The organism is Bacteroidota bacterium, from assembly GCA_030706565.1.
In the GTDB taxonomy this organism is placed as follows: domain Bacteria; phylum Bacteroidota; class Bacteroidia; order Bacteroidales; family JAUZOH01; genus JAUZOH01.
The window spans coordinates 1-24,028 of sequence record JAUZOH010000015.1; the positions used below are offsets into that span (position 1 = coordinate 1).

The 24,028-nt window shown below is 39.9% G+C and carries 19 protein-coding genes; 4 read left to right on the top strand and 15 right to left on the bottom strand.

The window, feature by feature from the left end; all coding sequences use genetic code 11:
- Positions 1-399: 399 nt before the first annotated feature.
- The 5 genes from Q8907_01955 to Q8907_01975 are packed head-to-tail and all read right to left on the bottom strand — an operon-like array spanning position 400 to position 10,438.
- The gene (locus Q8907_01955; GenBank protein MDP4273021.1) at positions 400-993 is read right to left on the bottom strand and encodes a hypothetical protein; all 594 of its coding nucleotides are present in this window, start codon (positions 991-993) and stop codon (positions 400-402) included.
- A gap of 25 nt (positions 994-1,018) precedes the next feature.
- Positions 1,019-2,743: a RagB/SusD family nutrient uptake outer membrane protein gene (locus Q8907_01960; GenBank protein ID MDP4273022.1), complete on the bottom strand. Its 1,725-nt coding sequence runs from the start codon at positions 2,741-2,743 to the stop codon at positions 1,019-1,021.
- A gap of 18 nt (positions 2,744-2,761) precedes the next feature.
- On the bottom strand, positions 2,762-5,587 hold the full coding sequence (locus tag Q8907_01965) for a SusC/RagA family TonB-linked outer membrane protein (GenBank protein MDP4273023.1): 2,826 nt from the start codon (positions 5,585-5,587) through the stop codon (positions 2,762-2,764).
- A gap of 30 nt (positions 5,588-5,617) precedes the next feature.
- Positions 5,618-7,387 carry a RagB/SusD family nutrient uptake outer membrane protein gene (locus Q8907_01970; protein MDP4273024.1) on the bottom strand — a complete coding sequence of 590 codons (1,770 nt, stop codon included), beginning with the start codon at positions 7,385-7,387 and terminating at the stop codon, positions 5,618-5,620.
- 18 nt (positions 7,388-7,405) lie between these two features.
- Entirely contained in the window at positions 7,406-10,438 is a 3,033-nt protein-coding gene (locus Q8907_01975; GenBank protein MDP4273025.1) for a TonB-dependent receptor, read from the bottom strand.
- A gap of 881 nt (positions 10,439-11,319) precedes the next feature.
- Between Q8907_01975 and Q8907_01980 the strand changes: the two genes are divergently transcribed.
- Positions 11,320-12,336: a LacI family DNA-binding transcriptional regulator gene (locus Q8907_01980; GenBank protein ID MDP4273026.1), complete on the top strand. Its 1,017-nt coding sequence runs from the start codon at positions 11,320-11,322 to the stop codon at positions 12,334-12,336.
- Between the two features lie 37 nt (positions 12,337-12,373).
- Here Q8907_01980 and Q8907_01985 read toward each other — a convergent pair whose 3' ends face one another.
- The 6 genes from Q8907_01985 to Q8907_02010 all read right to left on the bottom strand — a co-directional run bounded on the left by Q8907_01985 (position 12,374) and on the right by Q8907_02010 (position 19,569).
- Positions 12,374-12,697, bottom strand: a complete 324-nt coding sequence (locus Q8907_01985; GenBank protein ID MDP4273027.1) for an L-rhamnose mutarotase — start codon at positions 12,695-12,697, stop codon at positions 12,374-12,376.
- A gap of 60 nt (positions 12,698-12,757) precedes the next feature.
- Positions 12,758-14,431, bottom strand: coding sequence for an alpha-L-fucosidase (locus tag Q8907_01990; protein MDP4273028.1), 1,674 nt, complete (start codon positions 14,429-14,431; stop codon positions 12,758-12,760).
- Between the two features lie 26 nt (positions 14,432-14,457).
- A complete protein-coding gene (locus Q8907_01995) occupies positions 14,458-16,197 on the bottom strand; it encodes an alpha-L-fucosidase (GenBank protein MDP4273029.1) in 1,740 nt (579 codons plus the stop codon).
- An 11-nt stretch (positions 16,198-16,208) separates the two neighbouring features.
- Positions 16,209-17,168, bottom strand: a complete 960-nt coding sequence (locus tag Q8907_02000) for an alpha-L-fucosidase (protein ID MDP4273030.1) — start codon at positions 17,166-17,168, stop codon at positions 16,209-16,211.
- 25 nt (positions 17,169-17,193) lie between these two features.
- Entirely contained in the window at positions 17,194-18,447 is a 1,254-nt protein-coding gene (locus Q8907_02005) for a uroporphyrinogen decarboxylase family protein (protein ID MDP4273031.1), read from the bottom strand.
- 87 nt (positions 18,448-18,534) lie between these two features.
- On the bottom strand, positions 18,535-19,569 hold the full coding sequence (locus Q8907_02010) for an L-rhamnose/proton symporter RhaT (protein MDP4273032.1): 1,035 nt from the start codon (positions 19,567-19,569) through the stop codon (positions 18,535-18,537).
- A 409-nt stretch (positions 19,570-19,978) separates the two neighbouring features.
- Between Q8907_02010 and Q8907_02015 the strand changes: the two genes are divergently transcribed.
- Complete coding sequence (locus Q8907_02015; GenBank protein MDP4273033.1) at positions 19,979-20,839, top strand: AraC family transcriptional regulator; 861 nt, start codon at positions 19,979-19,981, stop codon at positions 20,837-20,839.
- Positions 20,840-20,928: 89 nt separating this feature from the next.
- Here the strand turns inward: Q8907_02015 and Q8907_02020 are convergent, their stop codons facing one another.
- Positions 20,929-21,096, bottom strand: coding sequence for a hypothetical protein (locus Q8907_02020; protein ID MDP4273034.1), 168 nt, complete (start codon positions 21,094-21,096; stop codon positions 20,929-20,931).
- Positions 21,097-21,445: 349 nt separating this feature from the next.
- On the opposite strand from Q8907_02020, the gene Q8907_02025 reads away from it, so the two are divergent.
- Together Q8907_02025 and Q8907_02030 are read left to right on the top strand one after the other, a co-directional pair.
- Positions 21,446-21,811, top strand: coding sequence for a uroporphyrinogen decarboxylase family protein (locus Q8907_02025; GenBank protein ID MDP4273035.1), 366 nt, complete (start codon positions 21,446-21,448; stop codon positions 21,809-21,811).
- 157 nt (positions 21,812-21,968) lie between these two features.
- The gene (locus tag Q8907_02030) at positions 21,969-22,130 is read left to right on the top strand and encodes a hypothetical protein (GenBank protein ID MDP4273036.1); all 162 of its coding nucleotides are present in this window, start codon (positions 21,969-21,971) and stop codon (positions 22,128-22,130) included.
- Between the two features lie 36 nt (positions 22,131-22,166).
- Here Q8907_02030 and Q8907_02035 read toward each other — a convergent pair whose 3' ends face one another.
- From Q8907_02035 to Q8907_02045, 3 genes are all read right to left on the bottom strand, one after another.
- The gene (locus tag Q8907_02035) at positions 22,167-22,301 is read right to left on the bottom strand and encodes a four helix bundle suffix domain-containing protein (GenBank protein MDP4273037.1); all 135 of its coding nucleotides are present in this window, start codon (positions 22,299-22,301) and stop codon (positions 22,167-22,169) included.
- Between the two features lie 550 nt (positions 22,302-22,851).
- Complete coding sequence (locus Q8907_02040) at positions 22,852-23,079, bottom strand: hypothetical protein (protein ID MDP4273038.1); 228 nt, start codon at positions 23,077-23,079, stop codon at positions 22,852-22,854.
- A 181-nt stretch (positions 23,080-23,260) separates the two neighbouring features.
- Positions 23,261-24,028: efflux RND transporter periplasmic adaptor subunit (locus tag Q8907_02045; GenBank protein MDP4273039.1), on the bottom strand; the 768-nt coding region annotated here is incomplete at its 5' end.

Consider the following 24,028-nt stretch of genomic DNA (forward strand, 5'->3'; position numbering starts at 1 on the left):
CAATTAGGAGCGAAAAAAAAACAATAACTATATAGTCTATTCCAGTCATTTAGATAATTATCAAGTTAAGTTTTAGAATTTGATGATATAATTTTAATAATGTAAGTTAAAGATGTATAAAATCACACTTAGATTAATTTCAGAAACGTTTTCGGAAACGTTTTTATTCTTCGGAAACATTTCCGATTACAGGAATAGAAACGTTTAAAATTAGCCCCATAAGTTCTATAACAAAGTTTGACAAAAACAAATGGAACAAACAAAGAGAGATACAATGCCATATAAATTTATTTGTTTCTAAAAGCTGACAAATTCAATTAATTAAAAAATGGGTCGGATTTCATTTAGAAATCCGACTCGAGAAAACTTTTCTGGATTTAGCGATATACTAATCAGAAATTACAACTTTTTGATCACAAAAGCATTTTTAAATTGAACAACTGAAATAGCTTTGTCCTTATTGACGCCCTTAACAGAAGTTGTATCAATAGCAATGGGTAAAAACATGTTCGCCAATTTTAGTTTAGCAAACTTGCTTTTGCTAACCACAAGATTAACATTGCCAACCAGTTTACCCGCTTCAATTTTTACATCAGGAGTAAATTGATAACAGCTTGCCGGCAAAATCTTGGCATTTTTATAGGCCAATACCAAACTCGACTTTTGTACATCCGGTACATTCGGGTCGTTTGCCTGCTGAATAAGCGAATAAAGGTATACTGAATCAATCATTACCTTTAAATCTACTTCCGGATAAGTCGCCGATAAACCGCTCTGGTAAACTCCGACACTTAGGAAAGTAGTATCTTTCAGGTTATTGTATAAAGTGTCAGTTCCATAAACAGTTAATGTGTCTGTGAAAGTTACTGTCATGTTACTTCTCGACATGAGAATATATGAGTTGCCTATGTTTTCTTCGATCGCTGGTTCACACGATATGAACATTGAGGCGAGAAAAAACATGATACTTCCAAATATAATGAGCTTTTTCATTCTGATAATTTTAAAATTACATTGATTAATTCCAACCCGGATTTTGCTCTATATTTCCGCCACCTTTTATTATTTCAGATTGTGGAATAGGATAAAAATACATATTGGGTGTAAAAATACGTTTCTCCAAATCGAAAGGAACATAAGTGAAAGTTCCATCTGTCTTTTTTGTAATATTTACCCCCCGAATGGTTGCACCAAGAGTACTTTCGCCAATCATCCAGCGACGGACATCCCAAAATCGCTGATCCTCAAAAGCAAGTTCAATTCGTCGTTCGTTGCGAATTTTAGCTCTCAAATCTTCTTTTGTTATGGTTGATGGAATAGCCGGCATGCCAACTCCTGCCCTCGTACGAACTGAATTCACGGCCTGTAATGCTGAAATCTTAAAAGTGTCAACCACGCCAGGGCCAAAAACTTCGTTCATTGCTTCAGAATAATTCAGGTAAATTTCTGAAAGACGGAAGAAAATCCATTGTTTAGCACTGGTTTGCCCAATGGTCAGATTCAACGATTCATCTACATATTTTTTCAAGTAATAACCGGTTTTTGAAGCATGATAAATGGGCTTACCGTTTGCACCACCTTCCCACAACTGCACATTGGTTGCTTTCCAAATCGAGTTGTTCACAATGATAGTCATCTGCAGGCGCGGATCGCGGTTGTTGTATGGATTAGCGGCATGAACCGGATTGTTCCAGTCGAAAGGTTCACCCGTCTTCATTTCGTATGCATCAATAAGATTTTGCGATGGACATGTTCCGGTTTTACCCGATTGATATCCGATCGGATAATTTAGGGTTTCGAAAGTATTGCTGGCCGGATAACGGCGTTCGAAAATAACCTCGTTACTGCGAAGTGTTTTCAGAAGGAAAAGTGCCGGGTAGGTCGACTGAAAGCTATATGGAACAAGGGGCATCATGTCCAGAACTGCCTTATTGGCCGAAGCGGCACGTATCCAACGTTCAGTTCTTTTGTTATCTGTATAGCCAATCAGAGGATTGGTGTTACCGGCCTGATTGTATAAGTCGCTTGCAGCATAAAGCAGAGTACGCGCTTTTAGTGCCAGAGCAGCACCTTTGGTAGGTATACCCCAGTCGGTATTGGCCACATCACTCTGTTTTACAGGTAAATATTTAGCTGCCGAATCGCAAAGAGCGACAATATTTTCAACATTCTCGGCAAACGAATTGCGTTTAATTGAACGTAAGTAAGCATAATCATTAACAATATCGAACTTGCGGTCAACAATTGGCACACCTCCATACCTTTTGAGCAATTCGAAATAGAAAAATGCCCTCAGAAATTTAGCTTCAGCCCTCCACATCTTCAGCTTTATAACACGAGCTGAATAGGATACCGGGTCGGTATTTTTATATTCCGAAAAAGTAATGGTATCCGATCCCTGCATGAAATCAAAAGTTTTCCGGATTCCCTTGTAATTAGTTGCCCAAACATTATCCGGATTGGAATACATGTTCCAGTTGCCACTGTTGAAATTCTGGATATTTTCAGTTTCTCCAACCTCTTCTGCCTCGTCAGTGGCGCAAGCCCGCCAGGAATTTCCTATGGTGTTATAACCGCCCGGAAGATAATTAAACATGTCATTGCGCAACTTGGTCAGGTTGCTATAATTGGAAAACACATCTTCCTCTGTTGTTAGCGACAGCGCTTCCGGCTCAAGAAAATTACATGCACTTATCAGTACAATAATGGATGCGCCTATCAGTAATTTATATAGATTTTTCATATTACTTAGTTTTCAATGTTAGAATTGTACTTTCAATCCGATATTGTAAGATTTCATAGCCGGATAACCGCTGACATTTTCCGGATCAGAATATTTAAAATGGTCAAGTATCAATAAGTTCATTCCTCTCAGGAAGATCCGGGCCATGCTGGGTTTAATTTTACCAAACATTTTTTCCGGAAGATTGTATCCCAATTCGAGTGACCTCAGCTTTAGAAAATCGCCATTCCGATACCAGAATGATGAATTTCGGTAGTTGTTGGCATTGTCCATGGTTGACAAGCGCGGATATTGAGCATGGTCTTTGTTCTCAGCCGTCCAGGGTTCAGTCACAAAAGTTGAAATCTTTTGGGTAGAGCGCAACGGAAAGAACAGGTCTGGATAGCTGGCCAGGTTAATGTAGCGATCGACCTGAGCCTGAAGCATGGCCTGAACGTCAAAACCTTTGTAATTGAATCCAAGCTCGAACCCAAATTCCAGAGTCGGAACAGATCCATTGCAAATCGGGCCGTTATCGTAGTCGTTAATGACACCATCGTTGTTGCGGTCTTTGTATTTAATATCACCAGGTTGTACTGGGCCAAACTGCTGAACGGGACTCTTTGCGATATCGTCGGCTGATTCGAAGAAACCGATTGCCTGCAAACCATACGAATAATAAACCGGATGACCTGTCCGGTAGTAGTATTCACTTCCGGGCGGAACAACCTCCTCTTCCATAGAAACAACCTTATCTTTTATGTAGCTCATATTCAGCCTGGTAAAGAAACCCGCATTTTTAAACTGTTTATTCCAAAGCAACGAAGCTTCAATACCTTGATTTCTGACTTTGCCTTTGTTAATGCTGGGCAATGTTCCTCCAAATAATGCAGGAACAGTGGTTGACTGCGAAGTCAGGATATCTTTGCGATTCTGTAAAAAGACCGAAACCGTAAAATCTAACTCGTTTAATAAACGACCATCAAAACCGACTTCATACTGGTATGATTTTTCGAATGTCAAATCAGGATTCGAAATGGTACTTTCAGTAATTCCGCTAACTCCCGCATTGCTACTACCGAAATAATAGGTTCCGGAACCTACGTACAATTGCCGGAATCCAAACCGGGTTTCAACCTTACTGGTTCCAACAACACCAGCAGAAGCCCTCATCTTCAGGTAATTCAAAACAGAATTATTCTTCAAAAATCCTTCTTCAGAAAGAATCCAGGCAGCCGAAATAGCCGGGAACAACCCGAAGCGTTTGCCTTTGGCAAAAGCCTCTGAACCACTGTATGATGCAGATAAATCAGCAAAGAAACGATTATCATAACTATACTGTAAGCGTCCGTTAATGTCTTGATTATTATAGGGATTTTCTTTCCCCAAAACCAATCTGCTTTGATTATACATCACTAATAAATTCAGCGCTTGTTTTTCACTGATCTGATGGTTGTATTCGGAATAAACTTCCAGTGTTGTTCTACGGCTCTGTGAATCGCCATAAGGAGAAGTGTATGCTAAATTGGTATTTGCTCCGATAGGTGCACTGTAATCCGGATTACCGGTAACAGAATCTTTGGTTACCTGAAACACGGCAAATGTTTTAGACCATGCATCGCTCACATTGTATTGATTGTCGAAACCCAAACGGGCACCAATTGTTAAACCTTTCAGGTAACGACCTAAATCATACTTTAAATCCAGATCGGACTGAAAAAAGCGGTTGTGAGTGGTGCGGTACCCCCTGCTGTTGATGTAACCCATAGGATTATCGGGAAATGTGGATGTTCCGCCATATAGATTGTCTTTTACATATACCGGAAATAAGTAAGTCGGGTAATCGTACAAACGACTCCAGATGTCGCTTGTTGCCATACGGGGCGAGTTCACATCATTGATCTGCCCTCCAAGATTCAATTTCAAAGTAAGGTCACGAACCAAGTTCACATCAATATTCGACCGGAAGTTGATACGGTCAAGATTCGAGTTGGTGCTATAGCCATCGTTTATTTCAGTATTCTTATAAATTCCAGTGTTACTAATATATCCAAGCGACACGTAATACTGAGCTCCCTTATTTCCTCCCCTCGAACTTACGTTTACCGAAGTGGAAGGGGAAAATTCGCGAATTGCTTCCTTCATCCAATCTACATCAGGATAATAAAGTCGGTTGCCGTTTTCATAACCGGCAATCTGATCGGCACTGTATTGCGCAGGTAGTCCGTCGTTTGCACATGCCTGATTGTACATTTTGACATATTGTGCCGAATTTACAAATTTAGGAAGACGAATGGGCGACTGAAATCCCTGAGTTACATCCACGGTCAGATTCTTTTGGCCTACAATGCCTCTTTTTGTAGTAACCATAATTATACCATTAGCAGCTCTGATACCATAAAGTGCAGTGGCCGAAGCATCTTTCAGTACTGAAATACTTTCAACATCATAAACAGAAACTGAATTTAAGTCACGTTCAAATCCGTCAACCAATATAATTGGAGCCTTTGAGTATCCAAATGTTCCAATACCCCTGACATTAAATCCGGGAGTATCGTAACCCGGCTCACCACCAGCTTGGTCAAGAATCAGTCCGGGTATTTTCCCATATAAAGTGTTGCCCAATGAAAAAACGGTATTCTTTTCAATGTCTTTTCCGCTGATTGAACTAATCGAAGAACTAACACTCCTTTTAGGCATTTTGCCATATAGGACCTGCTGAAAGTCAGATGAGATGTTAATCAGGGTATCACTTTTCGAATTCGCGATTTTAGATGGATTATCCTGCGCTAATGAAGGCGCCCCAACGAGTACAAGTGCCATCACAAAAAGCATGCTGATAAAATATGTTGTTATGAATTTCATTTTCGTTATCTCCTTAAGTTTTATTAGTTATTACCATCCAGGATTTTGAATCAGCCCGTAACCTTTGTTCACCTCGCTATAAGGGAATGGCTCCAGATACCAATGATTGAACCAAGCCCTGTCTTGGTATTTGTATTTGGTGTAGGTATAAGAACCATTCTTTTGTTTGATCACCCGCACATCATAAATTGGACCCATAAATACTTCTCCAATTTTCAGACGTTTTACATCAAAGTAACGGTGGTTTTCAAGGAATAACTCCACACTTCGTTCATTTTCAATAAATTTGCGCAGTTCTGCCTGATTAAGTGATCGAGGCACATTAGGCATACCTGAACGATTCCTGATGGCATCCAAAAGAAGAAAAGCTTCTTCCGTTGGGCCGTTAACTTCGTTCAATGCTTCTGCCTCAATAAGATACAATTCAGCCAGTCGCATGTAGATGCTTAACGGTGTCCAGGGAGCACTTGGAAGTTCATATCCATTCAGGAATTTACGTGGGAAATAGGCAAACTGGGTTTTTGCCATAGTCGGGCCATTGCGTCCGTTAGTCACACTGGCATCAACACCATCATAAATTTCAAGATTATATGTCGGGGGTGTGGTAATCCATAAACATCCGTTGTATGCAATTGACTGTTGAAAACGGGGATCAAGATTCTTATAGGGGTAAGTTGGATCGTTCGGTGGAGTTGTGATCGTTTTGCTCCAATCAACATTGGATCCGTCGGTGTTCTGATATTTTTCAACCTGATTCTGTGTTGGTTCGGTTGGCGAATATCCACCCACATTGGTGCCGCGTCCTGTCCAGTAAAGCTTATCAATATTGATGCCCTGGTAAGTGCCAAATATCACTTCCGTATTGCCAAACTTCGGACGGTCTTCGCAGGCAACTTTATAATTTTTATTGATTCCAAAGCTGGTAACAAGGCCATATCCATTTGATTCACAGTATTTTATTGCTTCCTTTGCTGCATCTGCAGCTTGCTGCCACCTATTTTTATCATACCCCATGAAGCAAATCAGTTTGTTATTTGCGCCAAAGTCCATGTATGGACGATCGCTGTTAAAAAGCGGACTGGCAGCATAAAGCATGGTTTTTGCCTTTAATCCATATGCAAAGGCTTTGGTTAAACGTCCAAACTCCTTTTCGTCAGGAACCTTTGCAGGGAAATAGGGATTGGCAATGGCCTGATCGCATAGTTTAATGATGTAGTTATATACTGAATCCAATGGAGAACGAACAATCGCATATTCGCTGCCTTCGTTTAAAGATTTCCTTACAATAGGTACGCCTCCGTAACGGATAAACATTTCAAAATACTCCAAGGCTATCATTGTAAGACATTCACCTTTAATTCGTTCCTTAACCTCTGTGGTGGCATCAGGAACACGATCAATATTTGCATTCAGGATGAACGCTTTACGAATGGTTTTCCAATGGTTGTCATAGATATCTTCACCACTTTGGCCATTAACTGTGAACCATGACGAAGTCACACTTCCGGCATATACCCGGTTTGCTGTATAACCATTTTGTGCGGTAAAACAGATCGCTTCATCGGTAATATCAGCAACCGAAGAGTTATTAAGTTTGCCATTGTGTGCCGTGGCCAGCGCTTTGCCTTCGTATTGGTAAAGATCGAAAACCAACTTTTCAGCATTCTGGTATTTCGAAAAAACCGAATCTATATTGAATGATGTCTGTGGAGGCATCTCCAGAAAGTCGCTGCATGATGTGAAGCCTCCTAACAAAAGAGCCATCACAATTACAGTTATTAAAACTATATTTTTTTTCATGTCCGTAATGATTAAATTTTAAAACTGAATGCTACCACCAATATTAAATACCTTTAGCTGAGGATATTTCATCGACTGTGATGCCTCACCTTCAGGATCCAGGAATTTAAGTTTATCCCAGGTAAACAGATTCTGGCCACTCAGGAAAAGTCGCAAGGAGCTAATGCCAACTCGCTTAATAGCCGCATTCTGGAATTTATATCCGAATTCAAGATTTCTTAACCTTAAATATGACGCATCTTTTATCCATAAGGATGAGTTGAAATAGTTGCTCATATCGGCATAATTCAAGGTCAAGCGGGGAATTTTAGCGTTTGCATTATTATCTGGACTCCCGGCATACCAACGGTCTTTGATGTAATCCATGGCTGAACCATAGGCGCTAAAGGGAAGCAACATCTCATTCCCGACCGACATACTGAAGTTTCCAGTACCTTGAAATAAAACGCTGAAATCAAAACCCTTCCAGGAGAATCCTCCTGAAAAACCATAGTTGATTTCAGGGAAAGTAGGGTTGGCAATAGCAGTCTGGTCATTTTCATCAACAATTCCATCACCATTGATGTCGGCATATTTGACATCACCCGGGCGCTGATTCTTTGCAAATTGCTGGGGCCATTCATCAATTTCCTTTTGGTTGTTAAAGAAACCAAGGAACTTGTATCCAAAAATTTCACCCACTCTGCGACCGGTGCGGTTCAAATAAGGGTAAGCTACATTAAGAGCTTCATCCTTAAATATGATTTTATTCCGAGCAAACGAATAATTGCCATTTAACCAATAACTTACATTGCCAATCTTGTCGTTCCAGCCCAATTCCAATTCATATCCCTTGTTCTTGACTTTTCCGATATTGTAGGCATCCTGAAGAACAGCGGCCACATGACTTGGTGTTGTATTCCGGGCAGTAAGGATGTTTGAACGGTCTTCAAAAAACACATCAGCATTAAATGACAATTTGTCTTTGAAAAACCGAAGTTCAGTGGCATAATTTTGCTTGTAAGATTTTTCCCAGGTCACATCCGGATTTCCCATTTTCCCTTCGTAGTATCCGGTCTTGCTAACTGCATCTTCGCCAAAGTAGGCACCGCCTCCACTCAGGTATTCACCCGGATAATACATAAAGCGTGAAGTTCCCATTTTATCATTACCAACAGTCCCATACGAAACACGTAATTTCATATATGACAGGATGTTCTCTCCAATAAGGGCCTTTACAAAAGGTTCACTGGTAGCAACCCAACCTGCTGAAATAGCAGGGAACCAGCCAAAGCGGTTTTTTACCGGAAAGTTTTCGGAACCGTTGCGCCCCATGTTGAATTCGAACATATATTTTTGTTTGTAATTGTAGGTAAACCTTGTAACTAAATCCTGGTAACCCAAAGGAATACCGGGATATGATAAACTATGATACCATTGCTTTTTCTGGCTGTAAAGTAACAAAGCGCCAATCTGATGGTCGTTGAAACTACGGTTATACTCCAGACCAGCTTCCATATATATTTTTTTGGCCCGGGTAAAGCTTTCCGACGGATCACTTAAAACACCATCTTCGGCTGCTTTTCTTAAGATCGGATCTAGGACCCCATCGCCATTGATATCGATGCGTTCGGCAGCATAAATTGACGAAGTTTTGGAAAAACTCCGGTTTTGCCCATAATCGCTATCATACGATGCTTTAACCCTGGCCGACAATCCTTTGGTAATAAAATCGAAATTTTGATTCAAGCCAAAGTTTAGATTCATGGAATTGACCACATATTTGTTAAATCCACCCCGCGTTGCCACTACGGCATTACGACCATTGGCCCGGGCGAGCGTCACCACTTTCCCTTCCCAAACTCCCGGAGTACCATTGGTTGCAGCCGATAAAATACTTGAAAAAATATTTCCATTGGCAGTACTACGAATGGAAGAATAACCAGCTACCGAAATGGAGGCTTTGGTTGTTTTTGAAACATTAAGGTCAATATTTGAACGAAAATTATAGCGATCAAAATGATCATTGTTGCTGTAATCCGAATTAAACTCCTTCCATAATCCCCCTTGATTCAGATAACTCAGCGAGATGTAGTATTTTGCTATCGAAGTACCTCCTGAAATATTTACGTTATGCTGATTTTGAGGTGCATATTTTTTCATCATCAAATTAAACCAGTCTGTGCTTGGATAAAATAACCGATCGCTTCCATCCTGAAACTTCACCAGTTCTTCAGGAGTAAACATTGGAGTCGCTGTCGGGTTATCGTTTAACTGAGCCTCAACCTGAAGCCTGGAAAAATCATAGCCATCAAGAAATTTTGGTAAACGGGTCGGAACCTGTAATGCGAAGTTTCCGTTGTAGCTCACTTTGGCTGGTCCTTCTTTCCCTCTTATTGTAGTAATAAGAATTACACCGTTAGCGCCCCTGATTCCATACACTGCAGTTGAGGAGGCATCTTTAAGTACAGATATAGACTCAATATCGTTCGGTTCAATCTGCGAAAACGGACGTTCTACCCCATCAACTAAAACCAAAGGACTTGCATTTCCATTGTCGAGAGTACCAATACCACGAATACGAAGCGTTGTTTCATCATTACCAGGCTGACCAGTCCGCTGAATCGATAATAATCCGGGAACACGGCCAACCACTGCGCTCGAAAGGTTTGGGAGAGGCGATTTCACCAGATCGGAACCTTTCACGGTAGAAATGGCTCCGGTAACAGTTGCTTTCTTCTGAATTCCATAGCCCACAGCTACAACTTCCTTCAACCCAATCGCATTTTGAACCAGATGAATATTCACCGTTGTCTTATCCGCTATATTGATATCCTGAGTTTGATATCCAATACACGAAACAGAAATCATTTTACTCCCAGATGGAATCAGGATTTTAAAATTACCATTTCCATCGGTAATCGTTCCAATACTAGCACCCTTTACCATAATAGTTGTACCTGGAAGAGGATCGTTATTTTCATCGATAACGGTACCGGAAAAGATCCTTTCCTGTGCATAAAGATTAGTAAGTGATAGAATTAGAAACAGCAATAAGAAGAATTGTTTCATAATTTTAAAGATTAGTTAGGTATATTAGCATAAATCAATTATAAATTGACAAAAACAGAGATGTATTAAAAAATGGGGAAAAGGAAGATTTATACATTCCATTTTTCAGTTTAGTTTTGATTTTTAACAATTGTAATTGAGAATTAACAAATAGAGAACTATATCAAACTATTAATTGTGCGGAAACGTTTCCGGAAACGTTTTAAATTTCCGGAAACGTTTCCGAATTCAATATTTTCTAGGGGAAAAAAAAGGAGAAAAGAAACTAAAAACTTTCTCTCTCCTTTTGTAAATTTGGTTCGCTTAAAACAAATTTACATGGACATAACTACACATATCTTTGGACAATCTGTTTTTGGACAGCTGATCCAACTTATTAATAATCAAATCATCTCATAATCTGCCTGGATAAATGGTTCAGTTCGTTATAATAAGCTTTTTACCACGAAGGATCATTTGATCAGTATGCGTTTTGTTCATTTGCTAAAGACAATGAGTATGCGATTAAAATTCAAATATACTGTGCTCGTATTGCCAATTTAGTGATGACGTTTATCCAAAAGCAACTTAAACGAAAATGGGCTTTCTCAAATTTAGTATGCTTTTATAAAATCTATTTTTCAATTATTTCCATCTGATAAGATTTCAGGAACATCCGGATGTAGACTGGCAAAAAAAACTTATAGACATTGAACAATTGACATTATCTTATGGGGGCTTATTTTTAAAATCATGTTTTTGTGAAATTTCACAAACCTGAATATCAACTTTTTAATATCATAAGGTGACGTTTTTTTCAGTTTTATTGAACAATAGTGTTCCGAAATTAATTTCATTTTTTAATTTTGTCTATTAACCTAACCTTCTTAAAACTGCTAATCATGAAACATGTTACAATAAAAGATGTAGCCAAACGGCTGAACTGTTCGGTATCAACAGTTTCAAGAGCGTTTAACGACAAATACGATATCCGGAAAGACACCCAGGAAATGATTCTGACTGCAGCCAAAGAAATGGGATACTCCCCCAACCCAATAGCTAAAAGTTTACTCAAACAGTGTTCAAATCAGATTGGTGTGGTTGTACCCGAATTTATTAACTCATTCTTTCCTGAAGTGATCATAGGAATTCAGGAAGTTTTTATAAAAAAAGGTTATCAGGTACTGATCCAGCAATCGGGCGAATCACATGTTACAGAACTTGAGAATGTGAAAACCCTCGAAAACAATATGGTTGACGGAATGATTATCTCTCTTTCGCTTGAAACGAAAAATGTAGATTACTATAAAGAACTGATCAAACGGGGATTTCCTCTGGTCTTTTTCAACCGGGTATCAAACGAACTGGACACTTCCAAAGTACTGATTGACGATTATAAATGGGCCTTTTTTGCGACCGAACATTTAATCTATCAGGGTTTTAAAAAGATCTTTCACTTTGCCGGACCCGAAGAGTTAATGTTATCGCAAAACCGCAAAAATGGTTTTATTGATGCCCATAGAAAGCACAAATTACCTTTTACCGAAAATAACATCATCGAAACCGGACTTATGATTTGGGATGGTGAGCGGGTGATGGAAAAACTAATTAATGAAAACAATATTCCGGAAGCAATATTTGCAGTGAATGATCCAACTGCCATTGGCGCCATGCAAATGTTGAAAAAGCACGGCTACAAAATTCCCGAAGATGTGGCTCTGGTCGGGTTTACCGAATCGAAACTGGCGGAGCTAATAGAACCTCCGTTAACCAGCGTGGCACAACCCACCCTGGAAATTGGAAGGACTGCGGCTAAACTTTTACTCGAGCAAATTGAATCAAAAGGAATTTTTGTTCCGCAAACGGTAATACTAAATGGGCGATTAAATGTCAGGGAATCGTCGATGAAATTGAAATAGAGACCGGCCTGAAAAAATCCGGACCAGTCTCTTTTATCTAATCCAGGTGGAAAACCTCCTCCATATTGGCCCACCACTCTTCTTCTGCGCGGTTTTCAACAGGTCTTTGCATGGGCATCATAATGTCCCACCATTCCTTAGTCTTTGGATCGGCAGCCATTTTGGCCATATCGGCTGAGAAATCGTTGCCGATATATTCCATATAGGCAAATAACAATCCGTCTTTGTAAAAAATGGAATAGTTCGTTATTTTGCAGGCAGTTATCATTGTCAATACTTCAGGCCAAACAGCCGAATGATATTCCTTGTACCGTTCAAAACTTTGTGGGTCAACCCCAATAATTTGTCCAAATCGTTTCATATGAATGAGATTTTAGTCATTTAAGTCATTAAGTTGTCATTGATTGTTAGGTTAAAATCACTAAAGCAGCACAATTTCATATATACTAGGCACCTGTGAAAATTGTTTTAAGACCAGGCGGACCTTTTGTGTTGTCATTTTGGGGAGTTTTAGCTCCAACTTGCTGCCAATGGTAGTGCCCTTGGAGATGGTTTTCCACTTTTGGTCTGAAAGCGCCTGCAATTCAAATGCTTTCACTGCCTTCCCGCTTTCATAAATGATTGCCTTGTTAATTTTTTCAGGTTTACCTAAATCAATTTCAGCCCAGGGCTCTTTGTCTTCTTTTGCCGGAGACCATGCTTGTCCGGCCCAATCACCATTGTTAATTGAATTAATTCCAGTCCAATGCGGATTAGGATTGCTTGAGGCCAATACTTTTTTATTGTATGAAAGCGATTGAGCAACAATTTCTATAGGCTTTATATCCATCGCTTTGCCAGCCACCTCAATTTCGACAATAGTATTTATGGGTTGCAACGCCTCACTGGCAAACTCAATTACGTAATTTTGGCCTTGTTTGGTCAATTTCAAATTACCTCCGGAAGCCAGATGGCAACCTTTAATTTCCATACCTAAATCAGGAAGTACAATTTTAGGTGAATTACCATTCCATTTCAGGATATGCAAATAAATCATATTTCCTTTTCGGGTACTGACGCCCCAATCAGTAGGTTTGAACGGGCCACCTCGTGTACCGTAAATGCTGTAACCATATTTCTGAAGCCATTGCCCCATTTCTTTCAACCGGGCAATTTGTTCAGGTTCAATACTTCCGTCCGGTTTCGGACCAACATTAAACAGCAAATTCCCGTCGCCACCCGCTGACCGTATTAAGGTTTGAAGGCACTGTTCTAATGATTTAACTTCATCGTTTGGTTTCCATGACCATTGGCGGGCTATGGTCATGCAGGTCTCCCAGGGACGGGTGTTCTGAAATCCACCAATGCGCTGCTCAGGACAACCGAAATCGCCTTTGGCTCCAGTTCGGTCATTTATAATGATATCAGGCTGAATTTGATGTGCAAATTCAATTACTCCTTGTCCTCGTGTGGCATCAAATTTCTGTGGAACATCGAACCACAACACATACAACGGGCCATAATTAATCAAAAGTTCAGCCACCTGTTTTTTCAGGTAGGTAGTATATGCTTCCAGATCGCTTTTTTCACGGGCCATGCTGCCACCGGGACCTGTTAACGGGAAATCGGGATGATGCCAGTCGGTAGTGGAATAGTAGGTTCCAAATTCAATTCCCTGTTTTTTGCAGGCCTCAGCTAACTCCTTCACCACATCGCGTTTAAAAGGCGAATTCATGATGTTGTAATCGGTTTGACGGGTATTCCAAAGACAAAACCCATCGTGGTGCTTAGCCGTCAAAACAATGTATTTCATGCCGGCTGCTTTTGCTACGCTTACCCAATCATCGGCATTAAAATTAACAGGATTGAATTGTTTATAAAGATTATCGTACTCTTCAACCGGCACTTCGTTCCCTCGCGACCAACCTATCTCTGTTCCCCTCAAAGTAACAGGGCCCCAGTGGATAAACATCCCCAAACGGGCATCTTTCCACTCTTCAATCTTCTTTTCGTTTCCTATTGTTTTTTTGCTCCCGTCGGTCTGGGAATATGTATTCCATGAAAGACTATGCGACACAATGATGATAATTATAAATAGAACGAGATTATTTTTCATTTTTATCCTCTTTAGATGATTTTCGATCAGTTTAAACTATTTGCAAACAATTGAAATTCCTTTATCCCGGAGAAACCATTTCTTTCAAGAATGACGACTCTGAATTTTTGGGCAGTGACTGGCTTGATGTTCTGTTTCCAGTCGCCCATTTTTGTTTCAGAAGCAATGGTTATCCAATGACCATCTTTTTCGTATTGGATTTCAAAACTTTTAATTTCAGAATTCAGAAAAACGAGTTCGCTTACCGCAATGCTTTTTACGGTTTGTGGTTTGCCCAAATCGGCTTCCAACCAACCTTGTTTCTCAAAGAAAGCTTTCACTTCTTCGCTCCGGTAATTGAGTAGTTTGCCAAATTGGGAATCAAAATCAACATCAGTTCTGCGTCCGGGTTTCCAATACGTTTTTGGATTATCGTCAAAAGCAGCAGACGGATCGTGCAGAAACTGTCCAACGGAACTTGAGGCGCTTGCCTTGCAATTGTATGCCAACGATCCAGAAGTAGAAAAAGGATGTATCAGCGCCATTTGGTCCAGTGGTTCTTTTATTGTAAAGGTGATTAAAGTCGATATTTTCTCCCGATCAGAAGGTGGGATGACCAACTTCAAATACTTCTTTTCCTGAATGAAATGCACCTTTTTACCATTGATAAGACTGGCTTTCACGATTTTGAGCGGGAAAGCTGGCAAAGTCAATGTATCGCTTTTCATCTGCAGAATATTCAGATACATGTTATTTCCGTTGAAAGTGCACAGGTAATCACCGGTGGGCGTGTATGGGCCACCTTTGGTATTGTATACCGATTGACCGTGAAGTTTCAGCCAATTACCCAATTCGATTAACCTTTCCTGAAAATCTTCCGGAATCTGGCCTAAACTGTCTGGGCCAACATTCAGCAAAAGATTGCCATTTCCACCAGCACAGCGCATCAACGTTGTTGCGGCTTCACTGATCGGTCGAGGTGTATCCTTTGGGCGCCAGGCCCACTGATGCCCCAGATTGGTGCAGGTTTCCCAGGGGACTGCACCGTATCCGGCCACAAAACCTTCAGGAGTGGCATAATCGCCGTAAGGTCCGATAAAAGCGTGTGATTCGTCGGAATGAAAAACGTCCAGCCGATTGTTCACGATGATTCCAGGTTGCAATTTCTTGGCCAGTTCATAGATTTCCTTTGGTTTTACAGGGCTTGGAGAACCTTCGTAATCGATCCACAACAGGCTGATTTTTCCATAATTGGTCAATAATTCACGAACTTGCTTCAAAACACGTTTTGCAAAAACATCGTTGGTTTTCGGGTTACGACAATCCAGATCTTTCCAGTCAGCAGGCGAGAAATACCAGCAAATAGGCATACCTGCTTTATGAGCTGCGTCGGCCAATTCCTTGCAAACATCGCGCCCGAATGGAGTATTCATGATGTTGTAGCTGGTAGTCATGGTATTCCATTCACAAAAACCATCGTGATGTTTTGCCGTGAAAACCATGTATTTCATACCCGCTTTTTGAGCCAAAGCCACCCATTCTGCAGGATTAAATTTTATAGGATTGAATCCCTTATACAGTGAATCGTATTTGGCCTTCCCATAACCTTCTCGCGACCAGCTTATTTCGCCACCAAAACGGGTAACCGGTCCCCAATGGATAAACATCCCGAAACGCGATTCCTGCCACCACTTCATTTCAGCCCCAGTAGTTTTATATTCCTGGCCAATTCCTTTTAAATAAAGAAGGATGATAAATAAACTAACAAATAAAATTTTCGACTTCATCAATTTTTAGTTTAAGGTTTGTAAGACTGACCGACTTCGGCAAGACGTTTCACTACATTTTCGTCCATTAAACCATAGGGATTTGGAGCGCAGTTCAGCAAAAAATTGCATTTTCTCTTTTTCAGGATAGCCAAATGGCGATTGACAATATTATCAACCGACATGAGTTTTTCCTGCGGAAATTTCTTTTTCCAGAACCATTGACTTTGAATGCATGGGCCTTGCTGGGCGGCATATTTATTCCCCGGAGGCGTCCATTCGTCGTTCCAGGGTTCTTCGAAATGGAAGAAATCGACATTTTTATATACTGAATCAAGCGGGAGTCCACGACGAAGCTGGTAATGGTCGGTAATTAATATTTGCGGTTGCAACGATTTAATAAAAGCATATATTTCATCATGTTGCGCCTGTTTCCAAACAGTACCGCAATTTCCCCAGCCATCGAAGGTAATTGAACCGATTTTGCCGTAATGCGTAAGTAATTCTTTTAATTGAGCCTTGATAATTTCAATTTCTTCGGGAGTAATATCCTTCTCGATACCCAGTTGTCGATCCCAAATCGAAAAGTAAAAATGCGGTTCGATACCCCGGCTTCTGAACGCGTCGCAAAACTCCTTAACAATGTCACGATTAGCTACAGCGCTGGAGGCCACATCGTAAGTGGTGGTTTTGCTATCCCACAAGCAAAAGCCATCGTGGTGTTTGACCGTCAGCACCGCATATTTCATGTGAGCACTTTTGGCAGCATCGGCCCACTGGTTGCAGTCGAGTTTTGCCGGATTGAAGGACATTGGATCCTGTCCCGGTTCTACCCATTCTTTTTCGTGGAAAGTGCCCATGTTGAAATGAATGAACATCCCGAATTTCAGTTTCAGAAAATCTTTCCTCAGTTTTTCAAGCGATTGCGACTGAGCATCAATCATCAAAATAGAAACAAATAACAATGTGAAGAATAATTTGATTGTTTTCATATTAGATTGGGTAGGTTTATGTTGACTACTTAGCATTATTAAAATCTCTAACTGCCTCGAACATGTCCACTATGTTCTGCGGTGGCACGTCGGGTAAAATATTGTGTACTGGATTGAACACAAACCCACCTCCTTTTGAGAAGATTTCGAGTCGTTCAAAAACCTGATCGCGTATCTTCTGCGATGTTCCGGTGTTCAGCGTTCCAACCGTTTCGATGCCCCCTCCCCAAAATGTACAATCTTTCCCAAATTCTTTCTTCAGAAAATCAGGAGTCATCTTCCAGGCATTGGTCTGAACCGGGTTGAAGATTTCGATGCCAGCCTCAATCATGTCGGGCATGAGCAACGAAATGGAGCCACAAGAGTGAATAAACGTGTGCATTTTACTATGAGATTTCACGTAATCGCACAACATTTTATGGCGGGGCTTGAAAAGTTTGCGGTAGATTTCAACATCCATGAATGGCCCTGAATTCATTCCCAAATCATCCCCAAAACGGATGATGTCAACAATGTCGCCAACGGCATTGCATACTTTTTCAAGGGTCGCCAAATGACGGATCAACAGTTGATCGAGCAGTTTTTCAACGTTATACGGATCGCACATCAAATCCATCAGAAAATTATCCATCCGGCGCAAAAAAGTGCCCCATTCAAAAAGGTTGCATCCGCATACCACCAGCAATGCTTTATCTGTACTGGCACGAAGTTTCAATGTGTTTTCACGCAGTTTCTGCCAAAAATCTGATTCTCCGGCATGATCCCACGGACTATGCACATTGCGCGCCCACATGATTCGGCCCATTTCTTCATCCAGATTTTCGTAGGAATCGGGATATCTGTCAACATACGGGAAATAGGTCTGATCAAAGAATGTTGCGCCAACCGGCATTCTGGAAAGCATCCGTTTTCCATCGTTATCATAGGTTTGATAAGAGCCATCGGGCATTTGTGTTGGCTTAAAACTTTTCGGATAAAAAGCCGCGCCTCCATTGGCCATAGTTACCGGGCTCCAGTCGGAAGGCTGATCGTTAAACATGCGACCAATATCCAGCACATCAACTCCGAACTGATCCAGAACAGACATATCGGGTTGGGCCAGTTGCTGAACCACATCATAAATCAAAACCGGCAAATCTGGTCGGTTTAAATACTTCAGCAAATTACTGTAGGCAATAGCTGAAATACCGGAACTTGGGGTTGCACTTAAATCAATCGGAACACGATCCGGTTCCTTATGACTGATCGCAGCTAAAATTCGTTCTCTTGAGGTTGTCATATCTTTTGTTTAAAATTTAAGGTTGAAAGTTTACAGCTTACAGTTTCAACTTGTGCTACTTGTTTAAACCTGGAACTTTGAACATTTTTATCCGCTAATGCCAATCAAAAACGATGCTGTAACCAGTACCGCCAATCCCAGCCAAACCAATCCTTTGATTTTAGATTCAATCCCTTTCCATTCGCCGCGGAAAAATCCCCAAATGTTAGCGAAAACTATGGTCAGCGACATCAGGATTCCCCAGGCTATAAATGTAAATTCGCCCATTTTGCTGGTTCCCATTCCATAGAAAATATAATTGATAAACCACAAAAAGCTGGCAAAAGCGCACATGGTGTAATTGGTAATCAGTGTGCTCGTTTTGCCCTTGTAATAATTACCCAACGATTTATTTTTAATGCCTAGATAGATACACCAAATCAAGGTGGAAAGAAACGACCCTGCAAAAAAGAGCAAAAACACAGGGCATTTGGCAAATAATTCAGGGGCTCCTGCTTTAATGGATTCTTCGGCAATCATTTTGCCTTGTTCAAATCCAAGCGACATCGATGAACCAGTAACACCGACGAACAAGGCAGCGAAAAGTCCTTTGCGAAAATCAAAATCCGTATTGGCTTTTTCTCTTTTCAAGATTTCCAGTTTACGACTTTTTAAAATACCAGCATAGGCTGTTATACTTATTCCGAGGCAAGAAACAATAAGTCCGGAAATGAGTAAAATGCCGCCGTTTCCTTCAAACATTTTGCCTATACGTCCATCGATCATTGGTGGCAAAAGGGTTCCAATCACCATCATCAAACCCAAAGAAACACAAAAACCCAAGGCTACACCTAAGTATCGCAACGATAATCCAAATGTCAAGTTTGCTAATCCATAAATAGCGCCAAAAATAAAAATCAGCAACAAGTTACCCGAAGGAATTGTCTTGTATATCTCAGTGAAATTGGGAACAACAACCAGGCAAATAATCAAGGGTACAATAAAATAGGCAAAAAAACTAAAGGTCAGCCACGAATTTTCCCATTTCCATTGAGTTACTTTATCAAACGGGATACTGAAACTGCCCGAGGAAAATGCTCCGATAGCAATAATTAACATTCCGAACAAGATACTTGCAGTCATAAGTTGTATTTTTAATTCTTTGGTGTTTAGTTAGATTTTCATTATCATAAAATATTATTGAAATTTATTTACAAACTTAGATTTAAACCATTTAAAAAAGTTGAACATTTTAGGCAAATAATTGCACAATTAAGCGAATTGACATTCATTTGATTTTGCAATTCAAAATTTCAAATTAATTTGAAATGATTCATATCTAAATAAATACATGGCTTATTCCTCAGGCTATTTTTAAATTCAATAAATATACCCTTGAACACTTGAGCTTTTATTGAAATTTCGGAAACGTTTCCGTTAATTAAATCTTTTTCGGAAACGTTTTAAACTCCCCAGGTAAAATCGTATTTGTATTACTCAATAAAACACTTTAAACTTGTAGTATTAGTCTTATCTAAAACCAGAAAAATTTATGTACAATGAACTCATTAACGAATCTCTAATTTTCCAACTCAGAAATATTGCTTTTTTGAGTTTTACCAGGGATTTTGACTACTCTGATATCATTAGTCCGTTTACGCGTATGTACCTGATAACTGAAGGACACGGTTGCCTGATTATTGGCGATCATAAAACTATTCTTGAAGCCGGAAATCTATATTTGATTCCAAGCTTTACCTCATGCACCTATCATTTTGGAGCCGGATTGTCCCACTATTATATTCATTTGAGTATAGATCATCCCAACGGATTATCTCCTTTTAATATGTATTCCTTTACTAACAAAACCCAGGCTTCTGAACTTGATTATCTGCTTTTTAAGCGAATTCAACAAATCAATCCCGGATTACAACTGCCGCATCCCAATCCAAATGTTTATCAAACAAAACTTTGGCTTAGTAAAAAAGTGACTTATCAATCTGTTGGCCAGCATTTGGAAACTCTAGGTGTTTTGGAGCAAATCTTTTCCAGGTTTATTAAACCAGGAGAAAACCATACTATGAACAGTATGCTAAAATACAATATTCAACCAATCTTACTCTACATACAAAACAACCTGGAACAAGATATTAAGGTTGAAGAACTTGCCAACATGGCCTGTTTTTCAAAAGACCATTTTTCTAAAGTATTTAAGTCGATCACAGGAATGCCTCCATGTGACTACATTATCAGAAAAAGAATTGAACGTACTCAATTCCTGTTACTTACAACAGATCTGAATCTAAATGAAATTATCGAACAAACCGGCTTTAAAAGTGCATCATATTTCTCAAGGATTTTTAAAAAGATTACTTCATATTCGCCAGCCAAATACCGGTTGCAAGGTGGATAATTGGGATTCGTTCAACTCCGCCTTCGTTGATAAAGTTCAGATCAAAAATTTCTTCTTTGATGAGGGCCATCCTTCACTTCAATACCCATTTACGACCTTGTGCCTGAACACAAATAGGCAAAATTCTTATCTTCAGCAGGTAATGCAGCAACAGCTGAGGCAGTATAGTGACCAGCAATTGCAAAAACGGTCACTTTCCCTAATTCAGATTCTTTGGCCAAAGCATCAGTTAATGTTTTAAGCGAATAGCCTGACATAACAATCTTACCTAAAATTCAAGATAAAACTCTCGCTGCTTCGAGCAAGTGAGATTCGAATTGCTTGATTTTAGGATTCAGTATCTGTGAAGTTGATGCAATGGTATGTTCAACAACTTTATTCCCTGTCAGTAAAGTAAAGCGCATCGGGCAGGATAACATTTCAGAAGCACTCCTAGCAAAGAACTATCGGTTTGCTTCAAGGCAAACAAATGGTAAAGGCTGTTGAACTTCATCTAAATAACGGTTAGCCCATTTAATTTATCGCGCGGAACTATTTTAAAGAATTTCTAATACATTCCCTTCGTGTGCGGATCGTGGTAGGCAAGCGAAGCAGCAACTCCGTGGAATGAATGGCGCTCTGGAATTAACAGTAAAAGCTCTCGAAACTGGAGTAAGCCCACAGCAAATACTTGAAAATGCATTAGTTCCTGCTATGGATAAGGTTCCGGAATACATTATATCCAATAAAGAAACGGTTGAAAACACCACTAACAAACCAATATTGGCTAGGGTTATTGGTCCGTTTTCACCAGCAGGAAGGTTGTTCGATATGTCAGAAATAATGGTCGCTTCTTACATGGAACCTGAAGCAATCGCTTGTTTGCTCGAAAAATGCACTGCGTTTATAAAAAATTACTGTATTGAACTGAAACGCATCGACTGCTCGGGAGTGGTCATTGCCGAACCTGCGGCCGGGCTTCTGTCAGACTAAGCTTGCCAGTATTTCTCTTCCCAATACGTAAAGCAGATTGTGGCGCTGATGAGGTACAATGTGAAAGGTGTCCTTTTTGCATTAACAGTTTTTGGGTAACGAAACTGGCAGTTCCTGTAAAAAAAAACTATAGTCCTAGCCAATAAATAAAACAATATTGCCACCGACGACTCGGCTTGCGGATTTACCGACACGGCCATGGTACTGGCTGAAAAGAAATACATTTCATGGGTATTTGCAGCTTTGCTGTATGTCAATTTCAGTGGTTCGTTCTATTGTGGTCATGGAAGAAGGTACCATTGGCCCGGATAAAGAGTAATGCAGGTCTTAATATATTATTCCCCATAAGTGGAATTTATGTCTTCTTCTTCCGCTCTTCTATTCTTGCCATGGTCATCCTTTCCCTTAAGCCACCTTCTTTAATAAATTCTGCTTCCAACTGTTTGATCTGCTGATTTAGCAGATAGGATAATTGGTGCCAGAGCGACAATGTCCCGCCTGTCGTACGATTTCCACACCACAGATTGGACTATGTAAACTATTCGAAGCCTTATTTATTGGGTGGTGATTATTGTTTGCATAATCCACCTATTCCAATTGTAAAATAAATCATTCTTCCAGCATAATAATCTCCATATTTAGGCTTTCCAATCAGAGAATTTAAGCCAGCGCTTAATCTAACACTGGTATAATTATCATCATAATTGAAAGAATAATTGTTTTAAAAAAGCTTTAGTGATTTAATATCAATGTAACAACCAATCTTATAGTAAGGAAGAAAAGGTTCGTTCGCTGAATTATCTGACGACCCTAAGAATGTGGATGATAACAAATCCGCGCCAATACCTGCTAATGGGACAAATTTAAATACATTAGAATTTATCAATGTATATCCCCAATTACCTCCCAAAGTAAAATGTAGAGCCCTCTTATTCTTTGACCATTCTAAATTATTTGGAAAATCCATTGTCTTTTTTACTTTCCCAAAGCCAATATAATCATCGATTTGTATCACCATTTTTTGTCTAAGAATATCAACATTAATTCCCGGAAAACAGGATTAGTAATATAATTCGAAGCATTGCCATCCAATATCCATAGCCAAAAAAAATATTGCAACCTAACGCTTTATATTTTTCAGGTAAATTTTCATGATAGGTATATGCCTTTAAAGAATCTTTGTCACTTATTGGTTTATCAAAGGCTTTAATTTGATTGTTTGTTAATAAAAGAAGCCATACTGTCAAGTATTTTATGATTTTATTCATAGTTTAATTCGTATCTTTTTCAAATTACACACTAACAAACCAGTAACGCCAATATTCTCGATATTTTCTATTAAAACAGATTTTAAATTCTTTCTTCCCCTAAGAAACCATTTGCCAATAACTAATACAAATTTTATAACAGATATTTTTAGAAAATCAGGGAATTATCAATTTGAACATATTAATTTTTCGAACTGCTGTTACCCTCCGGATTCATCATGCTGGGTTTTCCGGCAAGTTGTGCGGCAGCATCTACATTGAAAGCTCCCTGTGTTACGATTTCCTCTCCATCCTTTAATCCTTTTGTTACAACATAGCTGTTCCCGAGCATAGGCCCCAGTTCTATTTCGCGTAACCTGAACACAGGTTCTTTTGAACCCGCCTGTTTTACGTATACAATAGAACGCTTACCCGTCCACAATACAGCTGTTCGGGGTATTACAAGACCATTCCTGTACTTATTAAGACTGGCTTTTACATTGCCGGTTACAAACATTTCAGGCTTTAATTTCCAGGAGCTGTTGCTGACTTCCACCCTGACTTTAGCCACCCGTGTTGCCGGGTCAATTACGGGATCAATAAAAAAAATTTTGCCGGTAAAATTAAAACCAGGAAGCGCCTGGACGGTAAAATCTATTTTATCTCCTGTTTTTAAAAATGGCAAGTCGCTTTCATAAGCATCAAACATCGCCCACAAGCGGGAAAGGTCTGCCACATCAAATAAAACGCCACCCGGAGAGATGTAATCTCCATTGTTTACCCGTTTTGCGATAACTATGCCGCTGGTGTTCGCTACAATCCGGACATCAGTCTGCACCTTCCCGTATTTTTCAATAGCAGAAATCTGTGACTGGGTAAGCTTCCATTGTTGTAATTTTTCTTTGGAAGCCTCATAAATCTCCGGTTGTACCTGCTTCATCCTGGACGCTTCCAGCAATTCCTGTTGTGC

Bases quoted from the DNA above. Each gene is read 5' to 3' on its own strand.
- Q8907_01955 (MDP4273021.1), bottom strand. From the start codon at position 993: ATGAAAAAGCTCATTATATTTGGAAGTATCATGTTTTTTCTCGCCTCA.
- Q8907_01960 (MDP4273022.1), bottom strand. From the start codon at position 2,743: ATGAAAAATCTATATAAATTACTGATAGGCGCATCCATTATTGTACTG.
- Q8907_01965 (MDP4273023.1), bottom strand. From the start codon at position 5,587: ATGAAATTCATAACAACATATTTTATCAGCATGCTTTTTGTGATGGCA.
- Q8907_01970 (MDP4273024.1), bottom strand. From the start codon at position 7,387: ATGAAAAAAAATATAGTTTTAATAACTGTAATTGTGATGGCTCTTTTG.
- Q8907_01975 (MDP4273025.1), bottom strand. From the start codon at position 10,438: ATGAAACAATTCTTCTTATTGCTGTTTCTAATTCTATCACTTACTAAT.
- Q8907_01980 (MDP4273026.1), top strand. From the start codon at position 11,320: ATGAAACATGTTACAATAAAAGATGTAGCCAAACGGCTGAACTGTTCG.
- Q8907_01985 (MDP4273027.1), bottom strand. From the start codon at position 12,697: ATGAAACGATTTGGACAAATTATTGGGGTTGACCCACAAAGTTTTGAA.
- Q8907_01990 (MDP4273028.1), bottom strand. From the start codon at position 14,431: ATGAAAAATAATCTCGTTCTATTTATAATTATCATCATTGTGTCGCAT.
- Q8907_01995 (MDP4273029.1), bottom strand. From the start codon at position 16,197: ATGAAGTCGAAAATTTTATTTGTTAGTTTATTTATCATCCTTCTTTAT.
- Q8907_02000 (MDP4273030.1), bottom strand. From the start codon at position 17,168: ATGAAAACAATCAAATTATTCTTCACATTGTTATTTGTTTCTATTTTG.
- Q8907_02005 (MDP4273031.1), bottom strand. From the start codon at position 18,447: ATGACAACCTCAAGAGAACGAATTTTAGCTGCGATCAGTCATAAGGAA.
- Q8907_02010 (MDP4273032.1), bottom strand. From the start codon at position 19,569: ATGACTGCAAGTATCTTGTTCGGAATGTTAATTATTGCTATCGGAGCA.
- Q8907_02015 (MDP4273033.1), top strand. From the start codon at position 19,979: ATGTACAATGAACTCATTAACGAATCTCTAATTTTCCAACTCAGAAAT.
- Q8907_02020 (MDP4273034.1), bottom strand. From the start codon at position 21,096: ATGTCAGGCTATTCGCTTAAAACATTAACTGATGCTTTGGCCAAAGAA.
- Q8907_02025 (MDP4273035.1), top strand. From the start codon at position 21,446: ATGAATGGCGCTCTGGAATTAACAGTAAAAGCTCTCGAAACTGGAGTA.
- Q8907_02040 (MDP4273038.1), bottom strand. From the start codon at position 23,079: ATGAATAAAATCATAAAATACTTGACAGTATGGCTTCTTTTATTAACA.